Genomic DNA, 25578 nt, shown 5'->3' on the forward strand with positions numbered 1-25578 from the left:
GAAGAAAGAAGATAAAATATAAGAGGAATATAAGGATGAGTGAACAATGTACTTATTGCAATCACGATGAATATGATGTGATTGATAAAAATGAATTCGGTGTGATTTTGCCAGAACAGCAGCCGTTGACTAAAGGACATTCCGTTATTATTCCTTTACGTCATGTGAGTTCTTTTTTTGAAATTACCGATAAAGAGCGTAAAAGTTTACAGTCGTTGTTAGAACTGGCACGTAACGAGTTAAAAATCCGTCATCATCCGGAAGGCTTTCATATCGCTTTTAATGATGGCAAAGTTTTTGGCGATGAAGAGTCGGAACATTTACACATCCATATTATTCCTCGTTACAAAAACCAACCGCTTAAATTAGATAGTCGTTGGGGCATTATTCAAGAGTAATGTTGATTTTACAAAAAGGCGCAATATGCGCCTTTTTTCATGCTTTTTTAAAAGGTCTTTGCCTAGATTGGTTATACTGAGCACAGATTGTATTAATGGTATTTTCATGTTTTCTTTTTCAACTGCGTTACTGGATTGGTTTGATGTACATGGTCGACATGACCTGCCATGGCAAGTCGCAGATGATCCTTACAAAGTTTGGGTCTCTGAAATTATGTTGCAGCAAACCCAAGTGAAAACTGTTCTGAAATACTATGATCGTTTTATTGAGCGCTTTCCGACGGTCACCGATTTAGGTCGTGCTACTTGGGATGAAGTTGCTCCTTACTGGGCAGGTCTAGGCTATTATGCGCGTGCTCGCAACCTGCATAAAGCAGCCACAATCGTAAGTCAAAATGGACATTTTCCAGAGACTTTAGAAGCTTGGATGGCCCTGCCAGGAATAGGTAGATCAACTGCTGGTGCATTGATGTCACTTGGATTACGCAAATACGGCGTGATAATGGATGGAAATGTTAAGCGTGTTTTAGCACGTTTCTTTGCCATTGAAGATGATTTATCAAAGCCTGTCCATGAACGTGCAATGTGGGAATTAGCGGAGCAACTCTGTCCTGAACAACGCAACCATGATTACACGCAAGCCATTATGGATTTGGGTGCAACAATTTGTACTCCTAAAAAACCACTTTGCCTGTACTGTCCAATGCAGTCAGAATGCCAAGCTTTAAAGCAGGGTCTGACACAAGAGTTACCATTTAAAAAGCCAAAAAAAGCAGTGCCTATAAAGACTGCGGATGTTTTATTACTGCGAAGTACTGAAAATACATGGTTATGGCAACAACGTCCGCATTCAGGCTTATGGGGTGGTTTATGGACCTTACCCATCATTGATGAAACTTCAGAATTTAGTCAATTGACTCAGCAATATGGTTTGGTGAGTAATCAATTACCAACTCAAATTTCACACAGTTTCACCCACTTTACCTGGTTACTGAATGCACATATTTTCCATGTTGATCTCGACCAGATGGAATACCTCCAAACAGAATTAGGAGGTGAATGGCTCGCTCCACAAGTTGTAACAGAAATGGGCATTCCAACTGCGATGAAAAAATTGATCTCAGCCGTGAAATTGTGACATAGTCGATTCAAATAAGTGTGGCTGTATCATATCAAGGAGTTCGAGTGACTAAGTATTTGCGACATTACATCATCCTAAGTGTAGCTATTTTACTTGTCGCCTGCAGTAGTCAACCTCCAAAACAAACGCCGCTTGATCCAACCCTCGTTGCTCGCTTACATATGCTTCCTTTGGATCGAAAATTACCTATCCCAGTACAAGGTGTAAAAGCGAGACAACTGACAGACACTTGGGGTGCATCACGAAGTCACGGTCGAACACATGAAGGCATTGATATCTTGGCGGCTCGTGGTACAAAAGTTTATAGTGCAACTGATGGAATTGTTCGCAGTATGCGCGATAATAAGCTGGGTGGGAAAGTCATTTGGATTTTAGGACCCGCTGGTTCTTGGCATTATTATGCGCATTTAGATCAGCATAAAAAAGGTCTCAATGAGGGTGACTTCGTGCGACGAGGTGACCATATTGGTTATGTCGGCAATACGGGTAATGCTCGACATACTGCCCCTCATTTACATTATGGAATTTACTTAGATGGTCGCGGTCGAGGCCCTGTCAATCCATACCCTTATTTACGTTAAATTAAAGTTTTTATTTTTAGGAAGTTTTCATGTCAGAAGCCTTGATTAATCGTCTAGTTGAATTTGCAGAATCTGGCAATCAACAACGTATTGTCTTAAATGGACAAAGCCATCAGGGCTGGATTATGGAAATTACCGAAGAAGCTCTGTTGATTAGCACTGGTTTTGCAGATAAAGCAGGTAAAGATTTCTGGATTAATTTTTCGGATTTAGAACAAGCAGAGTTGTTCTTTTGGGACAATCAAAACGATCAGTGGGTTGCTTTTACCATTTGATCACTTCGGAGCATTCGCATGACGATTCAACGCTGTAGCTGGTGCTCCGATGAGCAGATTTATATTGATTATCACGATCAAGAATGGGGTGTTCCTTTATATGATGAACACACCTTATTTGAAATGCTCTGTTTAGAAGGTCAGCAAGCAGGACTCGCTTGGATTATTGTTTTAAAAAAACGCGAGCGATATCGATATCATTTCTTTCAATACACCATTGAAGAAATTGCGACTTTTACAGATGAACATTTGTTCGAAATAGCACAAGATCCGGGCATAATTCGTCATTTAGGTAAACTAAAGGCGATTCGAGATAATGCTCGAGCATGGTTGAATATGCGCCAAATCATGCCTGATATGGTCAAATGGCTATGGAGTTTTGTAGGGCATCAACCCAAAGTTCATTCTGTGCCAGACTATCGCTTAGCACCAACACAAAGCGAATTAAGCCTGCAACTGTCTAAAACTCTAAAAAAGAATGGTTTTAAATTCGTGGGTCCAACCATTATCTATTCTTATCTGCAAGCGGTAGGAATGATTGATGATCATGAAAATCACTGCTTTAAAAAGCTTAGTTTAGCGCCATAATCTTTTTAAGAAGGTGCTTGGGATGATGACCTCATTTTTTGTTTCACCCAATCCGCTAAAAACACGATGGAGTCATGAATTTCATGAGTTAGTTCATGCCCTGCATTTAAGCGAATATAATTTTTATAACGGCGTTCTTCTCCAAAAACATCACCGGGAACAATGTTAATACCATGTTGACGTGCAGCATAATAGAGTTCTAAACCATCAATATGTGTCGGCAATTGCAGCCATAAAACATAACCACCATCCGGCTGACTTAACCCAATGTCGATCCCGTGAAAAGCGTTTAATATCGTTTTTCGATATGCATCAACTTGATGATTTAATTTTGGTTTTAATCGGAGTAGATGCTCACGATAGGCTCTACTATACATCAGGTCAGCCAAAGCCAATTGCAAAGGTGTATTCACACTGACATTTTGAATGACAATTTGACGATGCAAATATTTAAGCCTCGGCGGTAAACAAAACCAACCTACTCGATATGCGCTCGACAATGATTTTGATATTGAACTGCATAAAATGACATAGCCTGCTTCATCCCAATGTTTGATCGGTAAAGGTCGCTGTAAATTAAAACTACATTCAGCATAAATATCATCTTCAATCACATAACATTGATATTGTTCAGCCAATTGCACAATTTTCTGTTTATCATGATTTGAAAGCTCAAACCCTAGTGGATTTTGATAATTCACAGTCAATAGACAGGCTTTGGTATCGGGGTGCTGCATTGCTCTTTCTAAGCGTTCTAAATCAAAACCATCCACATTTGCAGGTATCTCAATCAACTTGCGTTTCAGTGTCCCTAACAACTGTAATTGACCATTAAAATTTGGGGTTGGAATCACAATGCCATCCCCTTCCTTGGTCAAGAGCTGAACCACGAGTGATAACGCAGCCATACAGCCATTGGTGATATAAATCTCGTCTGGATTGATATAAAACCCATCTTCAGCCCAATGGTCTGATAAAGCTTGTCTCAATCTCAAATGCCCTTGTCGATTACTATAAAGGAAATCTTCTGGTTGACTGTGTTTTAAAGCACGTTGAATTGACTTTCGGATTGCATCTACAGGCACGTGATTTGGAGAGATTTGTACTGCACCTAAATGAATTGATCGATTATTGGTTGAAGACTCCTGTATTTCAATTTGCAAATTTAAGTTACTGATATCCTTTGCTTCAGCTTCAAATTCATGATGATAAGGCAATACTGGCGAATCGTTTCTGGATTTCAAATGTTGTACAAAATAACCTGATTTATTTTTAACAGTGATGAGCCCTTCCGATTCCAATAATGCATAACAATTTTTTGCTGTATTTAAACTGACGGCATGTAATGCTGAAAATTGTCGAAGGGAAATGAGCTTCTGTCCTGAACACAGTTCTCCACTCAGAATTTTCTGTTTGATATGTTTGGCTAAGATTTGATACTGGAACATGAACTGTGCTCATTTTTATAAAATGTGTGTATCTGTATCTATAAACCTAGCAAATTTATGATGGTCTTACAGCTAAAAAAACACAGGAGGCCACATGAACAACGATAAATTATATTTGATATTACCATTGGTAACACTTTTGACAGCTTGCCAACCAGAGCATGCGATCGAACAAGCTGCACTTGAGCAAAAATTTATTTGTACATCGTTAATTGATGGATTCTTAAAAGTGACGCACAACAGTCATTATCGTTTTACAAAAAGTATTGAATCTCCAGATCAGCAGAAAATTTACCTCTACACCGTGTCTTCTGATCATGCAGTCAAGCTCAATAGCCCCACACAAAAAAATTTAAATTTTCAATGTGATGATTCCAAAAAACAAACCTATCAAGTTTTTCTATTGGATCAGATGTCTAAGACTAAGCAACCAATTTTGAGTTTTCATTTGCCTCAAGCAGCAGAGTTAAAGCAATTTACAGCTTACACTTTGAAAAATGATTAAATGACTGATATAAAGTCATTATTTCAAAATATCTGGTAACGATATCTGCGCAGATTGAGATTTTGCTAATTCAGTTTTCATTTTTTGCAACATTTGATAAGGCTGCTGTTGTACAAACATATTGGTCACACTTTGTGGAATTGCACCTTCTGGATCCGCATATCCTGAAGTGCTGACCTTCACCTTATTCGGTCCAATCTGTTCAAAGCTCCAGTCTCCAACATAGTGTTGCAGCCGAATATACTGAGGATTCTTCGATTTTCCCGTTTGCGAAGCTTTATTCTTAATATGAATAATACCTTTTGAATCCTTATACATTTTCCCTTGCACAATCAGATCTCGATCTTTCAAAGGAAATGGAAAATCTAACACCATGTAGAGTTTAAATTCCCCTTGCTTCAAATCTTGAGAAATCACCTGTGCTGAACCGACATTGGGTACCCATGATTTTGCATTTTCCACATCCAAAACTATTGCAACTGCTCTTTCGAGTGAAGCATCCACTACTGTTTCAGCACGATAGGACAACACAGGATGATCAGGATTTTGCATCGTCCACACTTTAATATTGTTTTTGTTAATGGTGAGTTGAGAGGCTTCATTGGCTTGAACTTGGCTTGTCAGGCCAATGGCACTGACAAGCAAGCAGATCATAGAAATTTTCTTCATTTTTATTCTTCATATTTAACATTATTATTTAGATGATCACGCAGTATTTTTAAACTTAAACTTTGATATCGTTGAAGCCTAAAACGTCTTTCATGTCATATTTTTTCGGTGCTTTACCTACAACCCAAGCAGCGGCACGTACTGCACCTGCAGCAAAATTCATGCGATTCGTGGCTTTATGTGTGATTTCTACACGTTCACCTTCACCAATAAACATTACCGTATGTTCACCCACAATATCGCCACCACGAATGGTTTGGAAACCAATACTTTGACGTTCACGAGGACCAGTATGCCCTTCACGGTGATACACAGCATCTTGCTTCAAATCACGACCTAATGCATCAGCAATCGCCTCACCCATCATTAAAGCAGTACCTGATGGCGCATCAACTTTATGACGATGATGTGCTTCGATCACTTCAATATCGACACTGTCACCAAAGACTTTAGATGCTAATTCTAAAAGTTTAATGGATACATTCACGCCTACGGAGTAGTTTGCTGCGTACACTACAGGAGCAATCGTTGCACTTTCATCTAAAAATGCTTTTTGCTCATCGTTCATTCCCGTCGTACCGATCACTAATGCAACACCAGCCTCACGGCACAGTTTCAAATGCTGTTCAGTTGCAACTGGTGCAGTAAAATCAATAAATACATCGCAATCATTTAAAACATCTTGGATATCACCCACGACTTTCACACCAAGTGTACCAATACCCGCTAATTCGCCTGCATCCGCGCCAATAAGGCTACTGCCTGGACGCTCTACCGCTGCTGCTAATTGATAACCAGCATCTTGAACTGCTTGAATCAATGTACGACCCATACGGCCACCAGCACCTAAAATCCCAATACGCGGAGCGACAGACATAACCTATTCCTAGTGTTGCTTTAAAATTGTTCTTACTATAACAAAAGTCTATACATACGCTAAGTTTATCGATATAAAAAATTATGCTGTCTTCTAAGCATTTGATTCGAACATTAATCGAATAATCAGATTAAATTTAGAAAAATATTCGGTTTTTTATATTTATAAATTTTAACTATGATCAATGCCATGAAATTCAACACTTTTATAAGGAAATAATATGGCAGACCAAGCTCGAAAATTATCAACGATCCAAACGATCGAACAGTTACAGTTGGATGCTTCATTAGTTCAAGGTTTAGATCATGCCGAAACTGCGTGGATCATTATCGAAGCTATTCAACAATTGCAGGAATATCATAATCAGTGGCACTGAGATGAAACGGATCAGATGATTTTTCTTATTTAAAAGAAAATCATCTTCTGTGTTATTAAAATATTTACAATTTAAAAATCATATTAGGATTCAAAATTTAAAATTGCTCAAAGCATTGATTGCTCAGCTAAAGCATCGGTTTCTATTTTCATTCCTATTAAAATATGTTCTTATTATCTCGTTATTTTTAATCTAAATTACATTCTATCTTCACAGTTTCTCTGCATTTTTTCAGTACATTAGTGTGAACCCCAATTTATAAGGTCAACGAGGGCGGAATATGAAAAAGATTATGACAGTTTTGACATTATCTTTAAGTGCAATATTTACAGCAAATATTGCCAATGCTGCTCCTTACTCTGATGACTACCAAGATAAAGGTTCACGTGAACGTGGTAAAGGATTTGAGAAACGTACTCAATATGATGCTTCATCAGATCAAGAGTTCCAAGATCGTCGTAAAAACAGAGAAGAGCGTGGCGTAAAACGTTTACGTCAACATAAATGGCAAACTGGCTACGTCATGCCTCAACACTATCGTGGCAATAGTTATAAAACCGAATATAAAGATCATAACCTACCAAAACCTGGTAAAAACCAACAATGGTACAAAGTGAATAATGACTTTATTCTGGTGGATTCAAACAGCAATAGCATTTTGAAAATCCAGCAAGATTAATTTTGACGTTTAAATCGACCCGACTTCATGTCGGGTTTTTTGTTGAGTTCAATCCTAATCATTCATCTTCATCACTTCTTCATACATTTCACAAATTGACTATATCTCTCCACGGTTTATCTCAAATCATTTTGTACTTTAGCGATATCGGATAAATAACAAAGTTAGAGGTATCCCACATGAAAAAGTTAGTATCAGTACTTACATTAGCAATGAGTGGTTTATTGGCAACATCTGCGATGGCTGGTCCACATGACGATGGTCGTCACTATTCAAAACCAACTCCACCACCAGCGCATTGGAATAAAGGTCAGCCTGGGAAATATCAACATGACCGCTATGAACAAAATCGTGGCTTCCAAAATGTAAATCCAAGCCGTCAATGGCGAGTAGGTCAACAGTTACCACGTCAATTCAACTCTTCAAAATTTGAGTTAAGTGATCGACAAGCGAAGAATCTACCTAAAGCGGCGCGTAACCAGCAGTGGTACAAAATTAATGGAGACTATGTCTTAGTGAATGAGCGTACAGATCGCATCGTGCGTATCATCGGATAAGCTTATTCCTAGATCTTCTCAAATTGATCTTCCCTGCACTCAGCCCAAACTCAGTTTGGGCTTTTTTATGTCTTTATTTTAATGCAGGTGTGGAAAATCATTTTTTTGTTTAGAATCTGATGACCACTTCCCGCTTCTATCGGTACATGCATGCAATCGGACTCAATAGATACAACTCAAAATATGACACAGCAATATGTGCATTGGTTCCGAAACTCAGCGCCGTATATCAACGCCCATCGTAATAAAACCTTCGTTTTAATGTTTGGCGGCGAAGCAGTTCAATCACCAAATTTTCAACATATTATTCATGATATTGCCCTTTTACATTCTCTCGGCATTCGACTCATTCTGGTTCATGGAGCACGACCACAAATCAGTGCAAATCTTGCTGAGAAGAATTTAGATAGCCCTTTTCATAATCATCGTAGAGTAACAACACGTGACTCATTAGGTGCGGTCATGTCTGCCGTAGGCTCAATCCGTTTACAAATCGAAGCCTTATTGTCTATGGGACTTGCAAATTCACCCATGTATGGTGCTCGCATTGATGTGGTATCTGGTAATTTTATAACAGCTAAACCTTATGGCATTCGTAACGGTATCGATTTTCAACTTACCGGTGAAGTGCGTTCAGTCGATGCAGATGCGATTCAAAAACATTTGGACAATCACAATATTGTATTGCTTGGCCCCTCAGGTTATTCAACCACTGGTGAAGTTTATAACTTGCTTGCTGAAGAAGTGGCGACCAAAACAGCTATCCAACTCGGTGCCGATAAACTCATTTTTCTCGGTTCCGAACAAGGTTTAATGCAAAGCCCACAGCAGTTGTTGCGCGAAGTGACCCCGCATCAGCTAGATCAACATATTGACGTTGCTTTAGAGCAAAATTATGAATTGGCATTGCATTTACAAAATGCCAAGGAAGCCTCTTTAAATGGCGTTAACCGCGTTCATTTATTATCTTATGAACATGATGGTGCATTAATCGAAGAATTATTTACTCGTGATGGGCATGGCACGATGATCACCGATGCACATTATGAAGAAGTCCGCACAGCGACGATTCAGGATGTCGGTGGATTAATCAGTTTATTACGGCCATTAGAACAAGAAGGCATTTTGGTATACCGCTCTAGAGAACGCTTAGAAAATGAAATTGATCATTTCGCTGTGATTGAACGTGACGGTATGGTTCTGGCTTGTGCAGCATTATATCCAATACCAACTGAATCAAATGAAATTCGTTCTGCAGAAATAGCCTGTGTGGCAGTACATCCAAGTTACCGCAAATCAAATCGTGGTAGCCAAATCTTGCACTATTTAGAAGAGAAAGCAAAAAAGTCTAATATCCAACAGTTATTTATTCTTACGACACGAACCGCACATTGGTTTTTGGAACAAGGGTTTGTCAAAGCATCGGTGGATGACTTACCACAAGCGCGTCAGGCACTTTATAATTTCCAAAGAAACTCAATTGTTTGTAAAAAGCCACTCTAAAGTGGCTTTTTTATTGCATCCTTATGAACTGCTTTATCTTTCTTTTATATATCGATATTCCTAGGTGAACTATCTTCACAATCATTCGATATATTCATACAAATCATATCCTTATCACAATTTAATATTTTAATATATATTTATATATTTCATAAACTTAGAAACAAAAATATCGTTATTCTTAGATTGAGCCTTTTGCATTTTTTTAGATATTTTTTTCTCTTTTAATTTTATCTTTTTTATTCATTAGGAATTCCTGAATTCTTATTTTTTACGAAATAGAAAATTCATTAACTTAGGCGCGTTACATGACGCATTTATTTTTTTGATTTTTTTTATTTTTAAGTTTTCAGGATTTTCAATATGAGCAGCTTTAACGCTAATCTTTGGAAAAAAACACTCATTTTGTCTTCTGCGTTAACAGGTGCTTTGCTACTCACTGGTTGCGACTCAAAAAAAGAAGATAAAACCCAAGTGTTAAATATCGGTTATCAAAAATATGGCTTACTGCCCGTGATTAAAGAACGTGGTGAATTAGAAGCCGCTTTGAAGGATCAAAACATTCAAGTGAAATGGGTAGAGTTCCCAGGTGGACCACAACTGTTAGAAGGTTTGAATGTCGGCAGTGTTTCATTTGGTGAAGTCGGTGAAGCACCCCCTATTTTTGCCCAAGCAGCGAATTCAAATTTGGTTTATGTCGCAAATCAACCTGCGACTCCACGCGCTGAAGCGTTGATTGTTCAAAAAAATTCGAACATCAAAGATATTCAACAACTTAAAGGTAAGCGTGTAGCGTTAAACAAAGGTTCTAACGTTCATTATCTTCTCTTGAAGATCTTAGAAAAGAATCATTTGACGCTTGATGATATTGAAGTGGTTTACCTACCACCATCGGATGCTCGCGCAGCATTTGAGCGCGGTGCAGTCGATGCATGGGTAATCTGGGATCCGTTCTTTGCAGCGGCAGAGCATCAAATCGGCGCACGTGTTCTCGCTTCTGGCGAAGGGAATGCCAATAACTACCAGTTCTATATGGCTGATCGTAAGTTCGTTGAACAGAATCCTGAAATTATACAAACCGTTGTTCAAGAACTTAATGAAGCATCAGATTGGATTGCTTCCAATAAAGATGAAGCCGCTCAACTGCTCGTGAAGCCTACAGGCCTAGATTTCAAAATTCTTCAAACCTCAATTGGACGTATGAGCTTCGGCGTTTATCCAATTAGTACTGAAGTTGCTCAACATCAGCAAAAAGTTGCCGATGTATTCCATCAACAGAAGTTAATTCCAAACAAAATCAATATTCAGGCCGCAATTATTGCGCCTACACCCAAATAACAACATGAAAAGGTGATGAACATGACTCAACATCAATCAGGAAATACAGCACACACTTGGTTTAAAACCTCAAGTCATTCAATGACAACGATGCTATTTGCCTGTGCGATGTTGGGTTGCTCAGCTGCATGGGCTGTTGATCCCTCAGTGAAAGAATTACGCATTGGCTTCCAAAAATCTTCCGTAAATTTGGTGATTGCTCAACAGCAAAAACTGTTTGAGCAAGAATTTCCCAATGCCAAAATTACATGGAATGAGTTCCCTGGTGGTCCTCAAATTTTAGAAGCACTTGCAGTGGGTTCAGTGGATATTGGTGCAACAGGTGATACCCCCCCTGTTTATGCTCAAGCAGGAAACAAACCTTTGCATTACATTGCTTATGAGGCGGCGAAGCCTCTTTCTTCAGCAATCTTAGTGCCGCAAAAATCCAAAATTACTCAGCTTAAACACCTCAAAGGCAAGCGTGTCGCAGTACATCGTGGCTCTAGTTCACATTATCTATTGGTCCAAGCCGTCCGAAAAGCAGGTTTGCAATGGAGCGATGTAAAACCAATTTGGTTAAGTCCTGCTGATGCACGCGCAGCATTCCAAAAAGGTGCTGTTGATGCATGGGCCATTTGGGACCCGTATTACGCTGCTGCTGAACTTGAAGATAAAGCAAAAGTTTTGACCACTGGACAAGGGCTGAGCCCGAATTACACGTTCTATCTCGCTTCAGGCAAGTTTATCGACAAACATCCTCAAGCGATTTCAGGTGTCATTGAACAGATTAATCTTGCTGATAAATGGGTTCAAAAGAACTTAAAAACTACAGCAACGATTTTTGCCAAAACAACAGGTTTAAAGCCGAATGTGAGCCAAACCTTTGTTCAGCGCCGACCTCGTCCATCTTATGCAGCACCTTTAACCGCGAAAGTCATTGCAGATCAGCAACAACTGGCTGATCGCTTTGCTGAGCTCAAAATCATTCCTAAACCGATACAAATTAACCAAGTCGTATGGACTGGTCAGTAACTCATATTAAGGACTTAAGTAATGAAAATTTTCTGGTTTATTCCTACTCATGGTGATAGTCGCTACCTAGGTACAAGCAAAGGCGGACGTGTTGTCGACCATGCCTACATGAAACAAATCGCTGTGGCGGTGGATAATCTAGGTTATGAAGGTGTGCTTATCCCGACTGGTCGTTCTTGTGAAGATCCATGGTTGACTGCCGCAAGTTTAATTGATGCCACCAAAAATCTTAAATTTCTCGTTGCTTTGCGTCCAGGGGTAACCACTCCTGCACTGGCTGCACGTATGGCAGCAACCTTTGACCGTCTTTCAAATGGCCGTGTTCTATTGAACTTGGTCACTGGTGGTGATGAGCAAGAGTTAAAAGGTGACGGCGTCTATGAAGATCATAAAACGCGTTATAAAACTGCGACTGAATATACTACGATTTGGCGCGAAATTTTAAAACGCTCTCATACGGGTGAAAGCTTCACGTTCCATGGTGAACGTCTAAGCGTGGATGATGCAAAATTATTATATCCACCCGTCCAAAAACCTTATCCACCATTGTGGTTTGGTGGTTCTTCTGATGATGCTGTTGAACTGGCAACTGATCAAGTAGATACCTATTTAACTTGGGGAGAGCCTCCAGCAGCGGTTAAAGAAAAAATTGAAAATGTCCGCGCTAAGGCGGCAGCTAAAGGTCGCACCCTAGATTACGGTATTCGTTTACATGTCATCGTCCGCGAAACCAACGAGGAAGCATGGAGAGCTGCTGAAGAATTAATTCAGTATGTTGATGATGAAACCATCGCTGCGGCACAGAAAAAATTTAAACAAATGGACTCTGTTGGTCAACGTCGTATGGCTGAACTTCATAATGGAGATCGCTCGAAACTTGAAGTGTCACCAAACTTATGGGCTGGCGTAGGTCTCGTCCGTGGGGGTGCAGGCACGGCATTAGTAGGTGACCCTGAAACTGTGGCGGCACGTATCCAAGAATATGCAGATTTAGGCATTAATACCTTTATTTTCTCGGGTTATCCGCATCTTGAGGAATCAATTCGTTTTGCTGAATTGGTATTCCCTCTTCTGCCATTAGAAACACGCCAAAAACTGACTCAACCTAATCTGACTGGTCCTTTTGGTGAGATTGTCGCGAATAACTATACTCCTGAAGAAAATAAAAAAGGAGATCAGGTTCAGGAGCCGGCATGACAACAGCGGTAGATAAAACTCAAAAACATTCTATCGTGTTGAGTAAAACCAAGGTGGTTAAAGCTGAAGGTTTTCTCTCTCGAGGAATCAAACAACTGGGGCAACGTTTGTTGCCTTGGTTAGTACCCATTTTTCTTATTGTGATTTGGCAACTTGCTTCAGTCACTGGCATTTTAGAAAGCCGTGTCTTGCCTGCTCCAACCGCAGTGGTTTTGGCTTTTTGGCATCTATTGCTTAGTGGTGAACTGTGGACACATGTCCAAGTCAGTGCGGGACGTGCACTGATTGGCTTGCTGATTGGTGGGGGCTTAGGATTATTTTTAGGATTGTTAAATGGCTCATCTAAAGTCGCCTCTACGTTACTCGACACGACCCTACAAATGATCCGTAATATTCCAGCTTTAGCTTTAATTCCATTGGTGATTCTATGGTTTGGAATTGACGAATCTGCCAAATTATTTTTGGTCGCGATTGGCGTGTTTTTCCCAATTTATATCAATACGTATCACGGTATCCGATCTGTAGATCCTCAGCTGATCGAGATGGGCAAGAGTTATGGTTTAACACGCTGGCAGTTATATAAAGAAATTATTTTACCAGGTGCTCTTCCTTCCATTTTAGTTGGTTTGCGCTTCGCACTAGGTTTAGTTTGGGTTCTGTTAATTGTGGCTGAAACCATCTCAGCACAAGCTGGAATTGGCTACATGACCATGAATGCGCGTGAATTTTTACAAACAGATGTCGTTTTAGTTGGGATTCTACTGTATGCCCTACTTGGTAAATTAGCGGATGTACTCGCGGTTGCCTTAGAAAAATATTTATTACGCTGGCATCCAGGCTATCAAAAATAGGAATGCGTATGACTGATTTAAGTATTTCAAATCTCGCTGATGAACATGTCATTCCAGATCATGCCAGATCAGCTCCACAAAAGATCGGTGCAGAAATCAATATTGAACAACTGCACAAGTTCTATGGCAAAGTTAAAGTATTAGAGGATTTAGACCTACATATAGAACCTGGTGAATTTGTTGCCATTGTGGGTCGAAGTGGCTGTGGTAAGAGTACGTTGTTACGGTTAATCGCGGATTTAGAACAACCGAGTTATGGTGAGATTAAATTTAAATCTGCACTGAACTTTCGTGAAGGCATTACCATTGATGACATCCGCGTCATGTTCCAAGATCCTCGCCTATTACCATGGAAAAGCATTTTAAAAAATGTGCAATTGGGCTTAGATAAATCCCAGCATGATAAGGCTGACGCATTATTGGAAAAAGTTGGCTTAAATGAAAAAGCTGAACTTTGGCCTGCACAACTTTCAGGTGGACAACGTCAACGAGCAGCGCTAGCACGTGCCTTGTCTCATACCCCTCGAATACTATTACTTGATGAACCTTTGGGGGCTTTAGATGCGCTTACGCGTTTAGACATGCAAAATTTAATCGAGAGACTATGGTTAGAACAAGGCTTCACCACCATCTTAGTGACACATGATGTCAGTGAAGCTGTTCAGTTAGCAGATCGTATTATTTTGCTCGATAAAGGTCATATCGCACATCAGTTCAAAGTAGATTTACCACGACCGCGACAAAAAAATGTCAAATTTGCAGAGCTTGAACAACAAGTTTTAGAAGCCGTACTTTCAACTTAAGCGATACAAAATATGACATTCTGAATTGTTGAATGAGGTAAATGGAAGTGTCTAATTTTCGTCGGAAAATTAGACACTTTTCGTACTGATAAATGGCTTTTTTTAATTAAATTAAAAGATATCCTCGATCAGCATTTCCCACATGAGTAATATGTATTTGTTTATCAAATAAATTGTACATGTGTCTTATTATTAGTTTTATCACTTAACTACACAATTATTCTTCATATTCTTTTGCAAATGCCCTAATCCTTGTGCACAAATCGCACGTTTTGCCGTACAATTTGAGGTTCCTTTTTATAATTTACTGACGAGATGGAACAAAAGAAGAGTACGCAAAAACGTCAACAGCTTTTAGCTGCTGCATTAGATGTGTTTTCTGTGTATGGTTTTAGTGGTGCAAGCTTAGATGAAATTGCACAACTCGCGGAAATGCACAAATCGAATATTTTCTATTACTATGAAAATAAAGAAGCGCTCTATGTCGAAGTGCTGACTACTGTCATGCAAAAATGGTTAGCTCCACTGCAAATGTTGGAAGCTGATTTAGAGCCTGCTGAAGCGATCACGCAATATCTCATGCAAAAGATTGAGGTTTCCCGTACTCAACATAAAGCATCAAAATTATTTGCTTTAGAAATTATCCAAGGCGCACCACATATCCTGCCAATTTTGAAAGGTCCATTAAAAAAACTCTTCAAACGTAAATCCAAAGTGATTGCTACATGGCAAGAGCAAGGCAAAATATCAGACAAAATCGATCCTGAAGTTTTAATTATTAACCTTTGGGGAATCACACAAAACTATGCTGATTTTAGCACTCAAACTGAAATGGTGACGGGAAAAACCTTACGTAATCGCACCATGTATCAACGTACCATCGAACATACGGTGCATATGATGCTATATGGTATTTTACCTCGCCCATAATTGGTTTCTCTAAATCTCTTCGAGATTGATCTCTGGCATACGACCATAGTTTCTATGGTCGCCAAAATCTTCAAAATCTAGTGTTCCATACTCTGATATAAAGCCAATAATTTTTGAGCGCCCAACAACAAGTTCTCCTCCCAATCTAAATGTGCGGTGTCGTTTGCCCCATCTGTAATGTATTTCACGGAAATCAAACGAACGCCAAGTTTCTTACATACTTTGGCGAGCGCATATCCTTCCATATCAACCAACTGACATGGCACCTTAGGTTCACCAGTTTCAAAGCTATCGCCAGTCCCACAAATGCCCTTGGGAAAATGTTGGAAATACGGCTCTAGGTTAATCGTTGCGGGAAATTCCTGATCCATCGGTGTAACACCAACTTCAAAGCCAAGCGGTGAAACATCCATATCTCGCTGTACAAATGTTGTTACTTCAACCAAGGAATGCGCATCAAAATGCGAACTTCCTGCTGTTCCTAAATTCAGCAAAGTTGTGCATCCCGTTTTTTGAATCACTTCAAAAGCTTTAAAAGCGGCGTTGACTTTACCAATACCACTGTAATGCACCTCAATTCCAGCTTGTTCGAATAATCCTTTCGACTCACTTGGTAGTGCCATAATTAAAGCTAGATCAGACATGCAGATACTCATTGACTAAATTATTGCTGCTCATTAAAAATCAAGGTTGAATAAACTGCAAACATAAAAAGCTGAGGCCTCGCTCAGCTTTTGATTTCAATCTATTTTATACATGTCTTAGACTTTATTTTCTAAATAGCTTTTTAGACACGGTGAGAATAATAAATGCCCGCGATAAAAGCCGACCAATGTTTTACTCATCACAATAAGCCAAAGCAAAACTAATAGCATTGTGAGCAAATAACCCAATTGATAAATGATGCCTACATTCAGCTGCTCAGCTAAACTCAAGACCGCTAAGCTGAATACCCCCAGTGGAAAAGTCAGTCCCCACCAACCTAAGTTAAAAGGCAAACCTTGCTTGGCATGATGATAAGTGGTTAACACTGCAATCCCGAACCACCACAGCCCAAAGCCTAATAAAATCAGACTAGCAAAAATGCCACCTTGCTGTAAGAACTCCCCTAACCCTGCTAAGCCTACACTGGCAAGAATAGTTGGTGCTTGTGCACCCAGTAATAGTAAGGCCAGTGCCCCTGTACCAATTGGACCTAAAGCCAACCAACTGCTCATGGCTAATTCTTTCGGTGGTAGTCGATGTAGTGCAAGACGTAACATCAAAATACTCAAAATCGCAAATGCCGGTAAAACTGACATCCCCCAAAGGATATAGCTGCCCAATAATATTCCCACACTGTGTGTCGTTGCTGGTAAATGTGCGAGTAACACGCCACCACTACTGGCTGCGACTTCACAAGCCACAATTGGCAACAACCAAACAGCAGTCATGCTTTTTAGTTCATGTTGTTGTCGTTGATACATGATAAAAGGCACGAACCAAGCAATTGCAACCGCCAAAATCACATCGACATACCATAAGCTTTCCGCCAAACGTAATGCCTGTTCACCATAGATAGGTTGACCATATTTCACCAGTCCATTGATGATGGTTGCCAATGCCATAGGAATAGCACCGAAAAACAAACTCATCATCGGATGTTGAAAAATCTGCTTTGCCTCATTGGTATACAAGATCCATCGTAACAGATAGAGGCTACTAAACAGTAAAAATAGGCCAATGTTCACATACCATAAAGTCTTCCCAAGCTGCCATGTCAGTCCTTTCAACACTGGAAATTCTGATATAATCAGTGCAACCACACCTGTCCCCATACTCACCGTAAACCAGTTTGGTGTAAAATGACGGATCACATCAGACACTTGTGTCAAATCTTGAAAAAGTCCGCGCATGGTTGATTCCATAGCCTTGAAGATAAAAACAGCATAATCCAATTCCATAATAAGAAAAATTGATTAATATTTATTTTTAAAATAAATTTTATTGATATAAAAATCTGCAATGAAAGTATTGAATAAAAACACAACAACAAGACGAAACTGTGAGAATATGGCAATATATAGCCCAAATTAATTTTAGTCACCATTTCGCCCATGAAGCTACTCCGTCTGAATGCTTTAGCGCCCAACTTTCAATTGCCCAAAACTGCCGTCACCATTGGCAATTTTGATGGTGTTCATTTGGGTCATCAGGCGATGGTTCAGCAATTAAAAGACATAGCACAACAACAAGATTTAAAAACTGTGGTGATGATTTTTGAACCACAGCCTTTAGAATATTTTAAAAGTTACGACGCACCACCACGAATTAGTTCATTACGTGAAAAAGTGGAACATTTGGCTGCACTTGGTATCGACTACATTGTTGTTGCCAAATTTGATGACACATTCCGTAATTTAAGTGCGGAAGAGTTTGCTGATATTTTAAAATACAAGCTGAATACCCAAAGCCTAGTACTCGGTGAAGATCATCATTTTGGTAAAAACCGACAAGGTAATAGCCAATTCTTGCGCGATTATGGTTTTCAAGTCACCGATTTAAATAACGTTGAACTGAATGGCGAGCGTATTAGCTCTACCTTAATACGCCAAACTTTGGCTACAGGGGACCTTAAAAAAGCTGCGGAGCTACTTGGTCGCCCGTATAGCATTACGGGTCGTGTTCAATATGGTGATCAAATCGGTCGCACCATTAACTTTCCAACTATCAATGTTCGTCTAAACCGCCATAAGCCCTGTTTACATGGTATCTATGGTGTTGAAGTGATTTGTGAAACAGAATCGTTAAAAGACAAAGTTCGCAATGAAAATGCCGAATATCCAGGTATCGCTGGTTATGAGTCTACAGCCCTTTTCGGTGCAGGACATGTCGGCACCCGACCAGCCATCCAACAGGAACATCCAGAGTGGCGATTAGAAGTACATTTCCCTGATGTTTCTGCTAATCTGTATGGCCTGTTAATGCGGGTAACATTTTTGAACTTTGTTCACGGCGAAAAGAATTATCCTTCGCTAGAAGCACTCAAAGCTGGGATCGATGATGATGTTGAGCAACTGCTTGAGTTTCGCCGAAATAACCCCAACTTTCCTTATTAATACTCCTTAATTTTTGTAAAACGCGTCAGCTTTAGACTGATTAAATTGGAAGACAACTTGCATGAGCGATAAGCAAACTCCTGAAAATGCAGTGGACTATAAAGCCACGCTAAACCTCCCAGGTACTGACTTTGCGATGAAAGCAAATCTCGCAGTACGTGAAGCGAAATGGTTAGAAGAGTGGTATGCCGACAACATTTATCAGCAGATTCGTGCGTCGCGTATTGGCAAGAAAAAATATGTGCTTCATGACGGCCCTCCTTATGCGAATGGTCAAATTCACTTAGGTCATGCGGTTAACAAAGTCTTAAAAGACATCATCATTAAAAGCCGAGTAATGGATGGTTTTGATGCACCATACGTACCGGGTTGGGACTGTCACGGTCTGCCAATCGAGCTTAAAGTTGAAGAAAAAGTCGGTAAAGTCGGCGTAAAAGTAGATGCTTCTACATTCCGTAAAGCCTGCCGTGAATATGCTTACACACAAGTTGAACTGCAAAAGAAAGACTTCGTGCGTATGGGCGTGTTTGGTGATTGGGACAATCCGTACTTAACGATGAACTTCAAACAAGAAGCCGACATCGTGCGTTCATTGGGTGCTATTGCCAAAGCAGGTCATATCGAACCAGGTCTTAAACCCGTCAACTGGTGTTTAGACTGTGGTTCATCATTGGCTGAAGCTGAAGTTGAATACGAAGATAAAAAATCAGACGCAATTGATGTGGGTTTCAGCGTTGTTGATTTAGCTGACCTTTCTGCACGTTTGGGTGTAGACATTGCTGAACGTACCGACATCGTGATCTGGACCACAACACCTTGGACCATGCCTGCCAACCAAGCGGTTGCGCTTCATGCTGATCTCGAATATCAACTTGTTAAAGCAACAGGTGAAGACAAAGCACCTCAAAACTTCATTCTTGCGAAATCATTGGTTGAATCAGCTACTCAGCGTTATGGTTTTACTGCATTTGAAGTCATTGCAGAATTCACTGGTGCAAAACTTGAAAACCTTGTTCTGCAACACCCACTGATCGCTGAACGCCAAGTGCCTGTAATCTTAGGTGAGCACGTGACTGACGGTAGCGGTACAGGTGCTGTACATACTGCACCAGGTCATGGTGTAGACGACTATAAAGTTGGCTTACAGTACAACTTAAAAGTTGAAAACCCAGTCGGTGGTAATGGTGTGTATCTACCAACTTCGCCACTCTTTGCAGGCGAGCACATCTACAAAGCCAATCCAAAAATTATTGAAGCATTGACTGAAGCAGGCAAACTTTGGGCACATGTTGTGATTAAACATAGCTACCCACATTGCTGGCGCCATAAAACACCGATTATCTTCCGTGCAACACCACAATGGTTCATCAGCATGGATGCCCAAGGTCTACGCCAAGGTGCATTGAACGCGATTGAAAATGATATTGAGTTTGTACCAGATTGGGGTAAAAACCGTATTCAAGCGATGATCGAAGGTCGCCCAGATTGGTGTATCTCTCGCCAACGTACTTGGGGTGTGCCAATTCCATTCTTCGTTCATAAAGATACTAACGAGTTACACCCTCGTACACCTGAATTGATTGAAGAAGTTGCGAAGTTAATCGAGCAAGAAGGTATTGATGGTTGGTATAACCGTGATGCACGCGAATTCATCGGTGATGATGCAGATTGCTATAACGCTGTTCGAGATACTTTAGACGTATGGTTCGATTCAGGTACAACACACTTTGCAGTCCTTCGTGAACGTGAAGAGCTACAAGACCCTGCTGATTTGTACCTTGAAGGTTCAGACCAACACCGTGGTTGGTTCCAATCTTCATTGTTGACTTCAATGGCAATCAACGAACGCGCACCGTATAAAGGCTTGTTGACACACGGCTTCGTGGTCGATGAGAAAGGCCGTAAGATGTCGAAATCGATCGGTAACGTCATCACACCGCAAGACATCATTAAAGATATGGGTGCTGATGGCCTTCGTTTCTGGATTGCATCTGCAGACTACCGTTATGAAATGACCGCAGGTAAAGAAATCTTTAACCGTGCCTCAGACGGTTACCGTCGTATTCGTAACACATTGCGTTTCTTGTTAGCAAACTTAAATGGTTTCCAACCTGCGACTGATTGCTTAGCGATTGATGATTTGATTGCACTTGATCAATACATCTTGCAACGTGCTTCAGAAGTGCAAGAAACCATTAAGAAAGCTTACGAAGATATGAACTTCCATATCGTGACAAGTGCGCTGACGAATTTCTGTATCAACGATTTAGGTGGTTTCTACCTAGACATTATCAAAGACCGTCAGTACACCACCAAAGCAGATTCTCAAGCACGCCGTTCTGCACAAACTGCGTTGTACCATTTGGTTCAAGCATTTGTACGTTGGATGGCACCTATTTTAACGTTCACCGCACAAGAAGCTTGGCCATTGATTCCCGGTCAAACTGAGAAATATGTCTTCACTGCTGAATGGTATGATATTCCGACTGCATCAAGTGCCAATGTCGTATCAGAAACTGAATGGCAAACATTGATCAATGTGAAATCGGCAGTGAATAAGTTTATCGAGGCAGCACGTGGTGCGAAAACTGTGGGTTCAAACTTGTCTGCTAAGGTTGAGCTTTGGGCGAATGATGAACTTAAAGCCGTTCTAGACAAATTAGGCGATGAACTTCGTTTCGTTCTCATTACTTCACAAGTGATGGTCAATAGTTTCGATGCAGCACAAGGTGAAGTATCTGACTTAGAAGGCTTGAATGTGAAAGTTTCTGCTGCTGACGGCGAAAAATGCGTTCGTTGCTGGCATGTTCTGCCTGATGTGAATACACATCCATCACATCCAGGACTATGTGGTCGTTGTATTATTAACCTCCCTACAGGTCAAGGCGAAGAGAGAAAATATGCCTAATCCACAAAATAATAAAAAAGGTTTATTCCAATTCTATCCCCACAATTTGTGGTGGATAGGATTGTCTATTGTTGCCATTATTTTGGATCAATGGACTAAATGGATAGCAAGTACACATCTGACTTATGCAGACCCTGTACCTGTTTTACCTTTTTTAAATTGGACATTATTACATAACTACGGCGCTGCCTTTAGTTTCTTGTCCGATGCCGGTGGATGGCAACGTTATTTCTTTACATCACTTGCAGGAATTGTCTCGGTTATTTTTGTGTTTTGGATTATGCGTATGCCAAAAAACATGAAAGTATTGCCTTTAGCCATCGCACTCATCTTAGGTGGGGCGATTGGTAATCTTATTGATCGAGTAAGTTTAGGCTATGTTGTAGATTTTATTCATGTCTACTATAACAATAGCCACTTCCCTGCTTTTAACCTTGCAGATAGTGCCATTACTTTAGGTACCATCTTAATGCTGATCGATACTTTTTTCTTAGAGAAACATCGTATTCAACGTGCGGAAGCGCAAAATGACTGATTTTATTAATCCAAATGAAGATACTCGCATTGAAGCGGGTTCAAAAGTACATTTACACTTTTCAGTAGCCATTGAAAATGGTGTTGAAATTGATAATACCCGTAGTCGCGAAGAACCTGTAAGCCTCGTGATAGGTGATGGCAGCTTATTGCCTGGTTTTGAAAAAGCTTTATTTGGCTTACGCGCGGGTGACCGTCGTACAGTAAGTTTACCTGCTGAAGATGCTTTTGGCCCTTGGAACCAAGAGAACGTGCAAAAATTTGATACTGTTAAATTTGAGCAACGTCCTGCTGAAGGTCAAATGATTGAGTTTGAAGATAAAGCAAAGCAGTCATTATATGGTGTGGTTAAATCGGTTGATGATGATATCACTGAGGTCGACTTTAACCATCCGCTTGCTGGTAAGGACATTACTTTTGAAGTTGAAATTTTCAAAGTAACACCAGCAGGTCAGCAAGGCATCAAAATTATGTAATGCCTGATTCGTACATAAAAAAGCGCCTTATGGCGCTTTTTTTTAGATACATTTTCGATCTACCTTTTTTAAAAAAAACATTTTAAAGTCAGTGTGATAACAGTTAGAAGGATAAATTTGGTGAATATTCAAATTATTGTGGGAAGCATTCGAGAAGGCCGCACAGCCATTAAAGTTGCAAATTGGGTTCAAAACACGATTTCATCATATAACTACAGCACGATTAAGACAGAAATTGTGGACTTAAAAGAATGGGATTTACCGTTTTTCGCTGGAGCAAATCCACCACTAACGGGTATATATGATCAACCTAAGCAACAAGAATGGGCTGCTCAAATCGCGAAAGGTGATGCATTTATATTTATTAGTCCTGAATATAATCATGGATACAGCCCTGCACTTAAAAATGCACTCGACTATTTAGGTAAAGAGTGGAATGGAAAACCTGCTGCTTATGTCAGTTATGGCGGTAGTAATGGCTCTCGCTCTATCGATCAAATCCGTCAAGTTGCTACGCAATTAGGTTTAGTCGACTCAAATGCCGTGGTTGAGATTCGCGATATTTTTGCACGCAATCGCAATGAAACATTCGAAGGCAATGAATTCGATGACAAAGCGCTTAAATCTGCGTTTGATAAAATTGTGCAATATGTAAGTGCGTAATAATCATCTTCAGATCATCAGTAGGTGCGCGATTACAAATACCGAAGACACTTTGATCGAGATAAAATTATAGTTGAAAAAGTGAACCCTCTAAAATTAGAGGGTTCTTTTTAGATACAGATCCCAATGAATTAACTAATTTTGTCCAACCGTTAAACTTTGATTCCCTATACATTTGCATCCACATGCCAAAGGTGAATTATGCTGTGCGGCGGGTTTTCCCATAATAACCATTTTGCTGTCACCCGCAACAATTGTCGTCACCGTTTTATGTTTAGGACAGGTGGCCTTATCCCCTACACAAGCAACTGGCTTACCTTCGATTAAGAAAGAACTATTTGCTGAAATAACCTGCCCACCACCAGTGGTTGGAGAGCCAATCGTAATATAAGGGAAAGCCATACACTTGTTCCTTTTATAATATTTTATTGAACTTCAAACTCGATTCTTCGATTTTTCTTACGACCCTCTTCCGTTGCATTGTCTGCAACAGGTTCATCAGCACCCATACCCGCTGTACTTAATCGTGAAGGTGAAATATTCTTGGCAATCAAATATTGTTTTACTGCATCCGCACGTTGCAAGCTCAATTCTTTGTTTTTCTGTGGATTACCTTGACTGTCAGTATGTCCGATGATTTTGACATTTTTGCCTTGAACTTTGTTTAGCGCAACCACCATTTCGTCTAAAATTTGTGTGCCTGCTGGTAAAAGTGTGGCACTTCCAGAAGCAAATTCAATAATTCGATTTTTTAAAGCATTATCAATGATGGCTTGTTCTGCATGATTCACAGATAACTGTGCATTAAAGCGATAAGGTGCCACAACTAAATTTTGAAATGTATTTTGAGTCGGTACGATATCATTTTGATTGAGGACTTTACCTGTGAGCTCAACTTGTGTTCCTCTTACACTCAATTTTCCTTGAGAAACTTTTTTAAGATCAGGTGTAATGACTTGTGTCACGGAATCACTCCATCCATTGGGTGCAGTGACAGGACGAACCTGAATTTTATCGATAATTTGGTCTTGGCTATAGACCACTTTCATTTTATTCAATATGGCCTGTTTGCTCATCTCGTTAGGAACAACTCCCTCAACGATAATTTCTTTCGCAAACGATATAACACTTATACTCAATATCGAACTAAGCAATGAAATCTTTAATAAGGTTTTCTTCATCATTATTCTTCTATAAAAGTCTGTCGGAATAATTTCATTCCTTGATTTAAACTTAACTGTCGTTCGCACAAAGATTGCTCGAGTGCAGCAAGACCTGCATTTTGCTCCAAATAGCGATCAATCCACTGTGCTTGTACCAATGAAACCCAATGTTCAGAGCTTAAGTTCTGATTGAAAATATCACTTAATGCTTCAATATCTGCGCCCTGAAAGCCAAATAATAAAACTGGACGTTCTGAATGAAGAATACCAATTAACACTTCGGTATTATGTTTTGGCAAAAATCTTGCGATTAAACTAACCCAGAATGCTGCGATTTCATAACAAAAACTAGGGTTGTGAATCGGTAAAATTAACACCTTATTCAGTTTACTCGTTCCATTTTTTAATACAGGTTGGAGTAAAAGACCTAGTCCAATCATGCTTTGTGCAAGCTCATAGACCGATATTTTCATCATTTGTGCAAACGAATGCATGGTATGATTTTCAAAAAAAGCGGTTGATTCAGTTACATCAAGAACTTGAATTTCTTTTTTGAGCTGAGCCAGTTTTTCGATTAAATCATCAGCATCTCGAATTTGACGAATCACACGGTTTCTTTGAAATAAGTCAATCAAAACTGGCTTATAGCTATAAGGTGCATAGAGCAAATTTTGGTAGGGTGCATCCACTTCCAATAAGTGACTCAACACCATAGGAAACTGACGACCTGAGCTGTCTTTGCTGGTCACTAAGTTTGCAACCAAGAACATATTTTCACGCGGATTGGCAATAAAGAAATCTAATGATGCCAAACTTTGATAATTTTGATCGAAATTTGGATTTCTCATTGCCATTTCAAGCGCTTCAGTAATCCACTGATCAATCACTTGAATCAAAGAATACTGTCCTTTGGTTTTCAGAAAATCGCCACGAGCAGGACTCTTACCATAGTACAAAGGCGTTGTTTTCACACTGTACATATCGCCTCCTACTGATGATCCATCTT

General features: G+C 39.9%; 29 protein-coding genes. 21 read left to right on the forward strand and 8 right to left on the reverse strand.

Annotated features, from left to right (window positions below; translation table 11 throughout):
• Positions 1-29 precede the first annotated feature (29 nt).
• The 5 genes from AC1M9L_RS09685 (at position 30) to AC1M9L_RS09705 (ending at position 2983) form a co-directional block, all read left to right on the forward strand.
• Positions 30-398: an HIT family protein gene (locus AC1M9L_RS09685; RefSeq protein WP_265596980.1), complete on the forward strand. Its 369-nt coding sequence runs from the start codon at positions 30-32 to the stop codon at positions 396-398.
• 106 nt (positions 399-504) lie between these two features.
• Positions 505-1536, forward strand: a complete 1032-nt coding sequence (mutY, locus tag AC1M9L_RS09690; protein WP_035264874.1) for an A/G-specific adenine glycosylase — start codon at positions 505-507, stop codon at positions 1534-1536.
• 59 nt (positions 1537-1595) lie between these two features.
• A complete protein-coding gene (locus AC1M9L_RS09695; RefSeq protein WP_035264946.1) occupies positions 1596-2120 on the forward strand; it encodes a M23 family metallopeptidase in 525 nt (174 codons plus the stop codon).
• 29 nt (positions 2121-2149) lie between these two features.
• On the forward strand, positions 2150-2395 hold the full coding sequence (locus AC1M9L_RS09700) for a hypothetical protein (protein ID WP_035264881.1): 246 nt from the start codon (positions 2150-2152) through the stop codon (positions 2393-2395).
• A gap of 18 nt (positions 2396-2413) precedes the next feature.
• The gene (locus AC1M9L_RS09705; RefSeq protein ID WP_481591993.1) at positions 2414-2983 is read left to right on the forward strand and encodes a DNA-3-methyladenine glycosylase I; all 570 of its coding nucleotides are present in this window, start codon (positions 2414-2416) and stop codon (positions 2981-2983) included.
• A gap of 5 nt (positions 2984-2988) precedes the next feature.
• Here the strand turns inward: AC1M9L_RS09705 and AC1M9L_RS09710 are convergent, their stop codons facing one another.
• On the reverse strand, positions 2989-4431 hold the full coding sequence (locus tag AC1M9L_RS09710; protein WP_481591994.1) for an aminotransferase-like domain-containing protein: 1443 nt from the start codon (positions 4429-4431) through the stop codon (positions 2989-2991).
• A gap of 94 nt (positions 4432-4525) precedes the next feature.
• Here AC1M9L_RS09710 and AC1M9L_RS09715 point away from each other — a divergent pair, with 94 nt between their 5' ends.
• The gene (locus AC1M9L_RS09715) at positions 4526-4936 is read left to right on the forward strand and encodes a hypothetical protein (RefSeq protein ID WP_481591995.1); all 411 of its coding nucleotides are present in this window, start codon (positions 4526-4528) and stop codon (positions 4934-4936) included.
• A gap of 18 nt (positions 4937-4954) precedes the next feature.
• Here AC1M9L_RS09715 and AC1M9L_RS09720 read toward each other — a convergent pair whose 3' ends face one another.
• Positions 4955-5605 carry an START domain-containing protein gene (locus tag AC1M9L_RS09720; protein ID WP_481591996.1) on the reverse strand — a complete coding sequence of 217 codons (651 nt, stop codon included), beginning with the start codon at positions 5603-5605 and terminating at the stop codon, positions 4955-4957.
• 55 nt (positions 5606-5660) lie between these two features.
• Positions 5661-6482, reverse strand: a complete 822-nt coding sequence (gene dapB, locus AC1M9L_RS09725) for a 4-hydroxy-tetrahydrodipicolinate reductase (protein ID WP_035264896.1) — start codon at positions 6480-6482, stop codon at positions 5661-5663.
• Positions 6483-6702: 220 nt separating this feature from the next.
• Between dapB and AC1M9L_RS09730 the strand changes: the two genes are divergently transcribed.
• The 10 genes from AC1M9L_RS09730 (at position 6703) to AC1M9L_RS09775 (ending at position 15730) form a co-directional block, all read left to right on the forward strand.
• Positions 6703-6858, forward strand: a complete 156-nt coding sequence (locus AC1M9L_RS09730; protein WP_171076739.1) for a hypothetical protein — start codon at positions 6703-6705, stop codon at positions 6856-6858.
• A 280-nt stretch (positions 6859-7138) separates the two neighbouring features.
• The gene (locus AC1M9L_RS09735; protein WP_092766593.1) at positions 7139-7537 is read left to right on the forward strand and encodes an RcnB family protein; all 399 of its coding nucleotides are present in this window, start codon (positions 7139-7141) and stop codon (positions 7535-7537) included.
• A gap of 179 nt (positions 7538-7716) precedes the next feature.
• The gene (locus AC1M9L_RS09740) at positions 7717-8094 is read left to right on the forward strand and encodes an RcnB family protein (RefSeq protein WP_035264902.1); all 378 of its coding nucleotides are present in this window, start codon (positions 7717-7719) and stop codon (positions 8092-8094) included.
• Between the two features lie 150 nt (positions 8095-8244).
• Positions 8245-9597 carry an amino-acid N-acetyltransferase gene (gene argA, locus AC1M9L_RS09745; protein WP_035264904.1) on the forward strand — a complete coding sequence of 451 codons (1353 nt, stop codon included), beginning with the start codon at positions 8245-8247 and terminating at the stop codon, positions 9595-9597.
• 363 nt (positions 9598-9960) lie between these two features.
• A complete protein-coding gene (locus AC1M9L_RS09750; protein WP_481591997.1) occupies positions 9961-10935 on the forward strand; it encodes a sulfonate ABC transporter substrate-binding protein in 975 nt (324 codons plus the stop codon).
• 21 nt (positions 10936-10956) lie between these two features.
• Positions 10957-11949: a sulfonate ABC transporter substrate-binding protein gene (locus AC1M9L_RS09755; protein WP_481591998.1), complete on the forward strand. Its 993-nt coding sequence runs from the start codon at positions 10957-10959 to the stop codon at positions 11947-11949.
• A 21-nt stretch (positions 11950-11970) separates the two neighbouring features.
• Complete coding sequence (gene ssuD, locus AC1M9L_RS09760) at positions 11971-13146, forward strand: FMNH2-dependent alkanesulfonate monooxygenase (protein WP_092766595.1); 1176 nt, start codon at positions 11971-11973, stop codon at positions 13144-13146.
• A gap of 53 nt (positions 13147-13199) precedes the next feature.
• A complete protein-coding gene (gene ssuC / locus AC1M9L_RS09765) occupies positions 13200-13997 on the forward strand; it encodes an aliphatic sulfonate ABC transporter permease SsuC (RefSeq protein WP_481586967.1) in 798 nt (265 codons plus the stop codon).
• 8 nt (positions 13998-14005) lie between these two features.
• The gene (locus tag AC1M9L_RS09770) at positions 14006-14800 is read left to right on the forward strand and encodes an ABC transporter ATP-binding protein (RefSeq protein WP_481591999.1); all 795 of its coding nucleotides are present in this window, start codon (positions 14006-14008) and stop codon (positions 14798-14800) included.
• 315 nt (positions 14801-15115) lie between these two features.
• Positions 15116-15730 (forward strand): TetR family transcriptional regulator C-terminal domain-containing protein, encoded by a 615-nt coding sequence (locus AC1M9L_RS09775; RefSeq protein WP_481592000.1) that lies wholly within the window; start codon positions 15116-15118, stop codon positions 15728-15730.
• Between the two features lie 77 nt (positions 15731-15807).
• Here the strand turns inward: AC1M9L_RS09775 and AC1M9L_RS09780 are convergent, their stop codons facing one another.
• Together AC1M9L_RS09780 and AC1M9L_RS09785 are read right to left on the reverse strand one after the other, a co-directional pair.
• Positions 15808-16374, reverse strand: coding sequence for a 5'-methylthioadenosine/S-adenosylhomocysteine nucleosidase family protein (locus AC1M9L_RS09780; protein ID WP_481592001.1), 567 nt, complete (start codon positions 16372-16374; stop codon positions 15808-15810).
• A gap of 117 nt (positions 16375-16491) precedes the next feature.
• Complete coding sequence (locus tag AC1M9L_RS09785; RefSeq protein WP_481592002.1) at positions 16492-17625, reverse strand: TDT family transporter; 1134 nt, start codon at positions 17623-17625, stop codon at positions 16492-16494.
• Positions 17626-17826: 201 nt separating this feature from the next.
• Here AC1M9L_RS09785 and ribF point away from each other — a divergent pair, with 201 nt between their 5' ends.
• From ribF to AC1M9L_RS09810, 5 genes are all read left to right on the forward strand, one after another.
• Entirely contained in the window at positions 17827-18828 is a 1002-nt protein-coding gene (gene ribF, locus AC1M9L_RS09790) for a riboflavin biosynthesis protein RibF (RefSeq protein WP_481592003.1), read from the forward strand.
• Between the two features lie 61 nt (positions 18829-18889).
• Positions 18890-21736, forward strand: coding sequence for an isoleucine--tRNA ligase (ileS, locus tag AC1M9L_RS09795; RefSeq protein WP_481592004.1), 2847 nt, complete (start codon positions 18890-18892; stop codon positions 21734-21736).
• Positions 21729-22271, forward strand: coding sequence for a signal peptidase II (lspA, locus tag AC1M9L_RS09800; RefSeq protein ID WP_035270556.1), 543 nt, complete (start codon positions 21729-21731; stop codon positions 22269-22271). Before ileS ends, lspA begins: the two co-directional genes overlap by 8 nt.
• Positions 22264-22746, forward strand: a complete 483-nt coding sequence (locus AC1M9L_RS09805; protein WP_481592005.1) for an FKBP-type peptidyl-prolyl cis-trans isomerase — start codon at positions 22264-22266, stop codon at positions 22744-22746. Before lspA ends, AC1M9L_RS09805 begins: the two co-directional genes overlap by 8 nt.
• Positions 22747-22866: 120 nt before the next feature.
• Complete coding sequence (locus tag AC1M9L_RS09810) at positions 22867-23409, forward strand: NADPH-dependent FMN reductase (protein ID WP_481588750.1); 543 nt, start codon at positions 22867-22869, stop codon at positions 23407-23409.
• Positions 23410-23544: 135 nt separating this feature from the next.
• Here the strand turns inward: AC1M9L_RS09810 and AC1M9L_RS09815 are convergent, their stop codons facing one another.
• From AC1M9L_RS09815 to tagF, 3 genes are read right to left on the reverse strand one after another with little or no spacing between them, the layout of a single operon-like run.
• Positions 23545-23811: a PAAR domain-containing protein gene (locus tag AC1M9L_RS09815; protein WP_092766603.1), complete on the reverse strand. Its 267-nt coding sequence runs from the start codon at positions 23809-23811 to the stop codon at positions 23545-23547.
• A 23-nt stretch (positions 23812-23834) separates the two neighbouring features.
• A complete protein-coding gene (locus AC1M9L_RS09820) occupies positions 23835-24593 on the reverse strand; it encodes an OmpA family protein (RefSeq protein WP_092766604.1) in 759 nt (252 codons plus the stop codon).
• Positions 24593-25552, reverse strand: a complete 960-nt coding sequence (gene tagF, locus AC1M9L_RS09825) for a type VI secretion system-associated protein TagF (protein ID WP_481592006.1) — start codon at positions 25550-25552, stop codon at positions 24593-24595. The genes AC1M9L_RS09820 and tagF overlap by 1 nt, the downstream gene beginning before the upstream one ends.
• Positions 25553-25578 lie beyond the last annotated feature (26 nt).

Source organism: Acinetobacter sp. ANC_7511 (assembly GCF_056779975.1).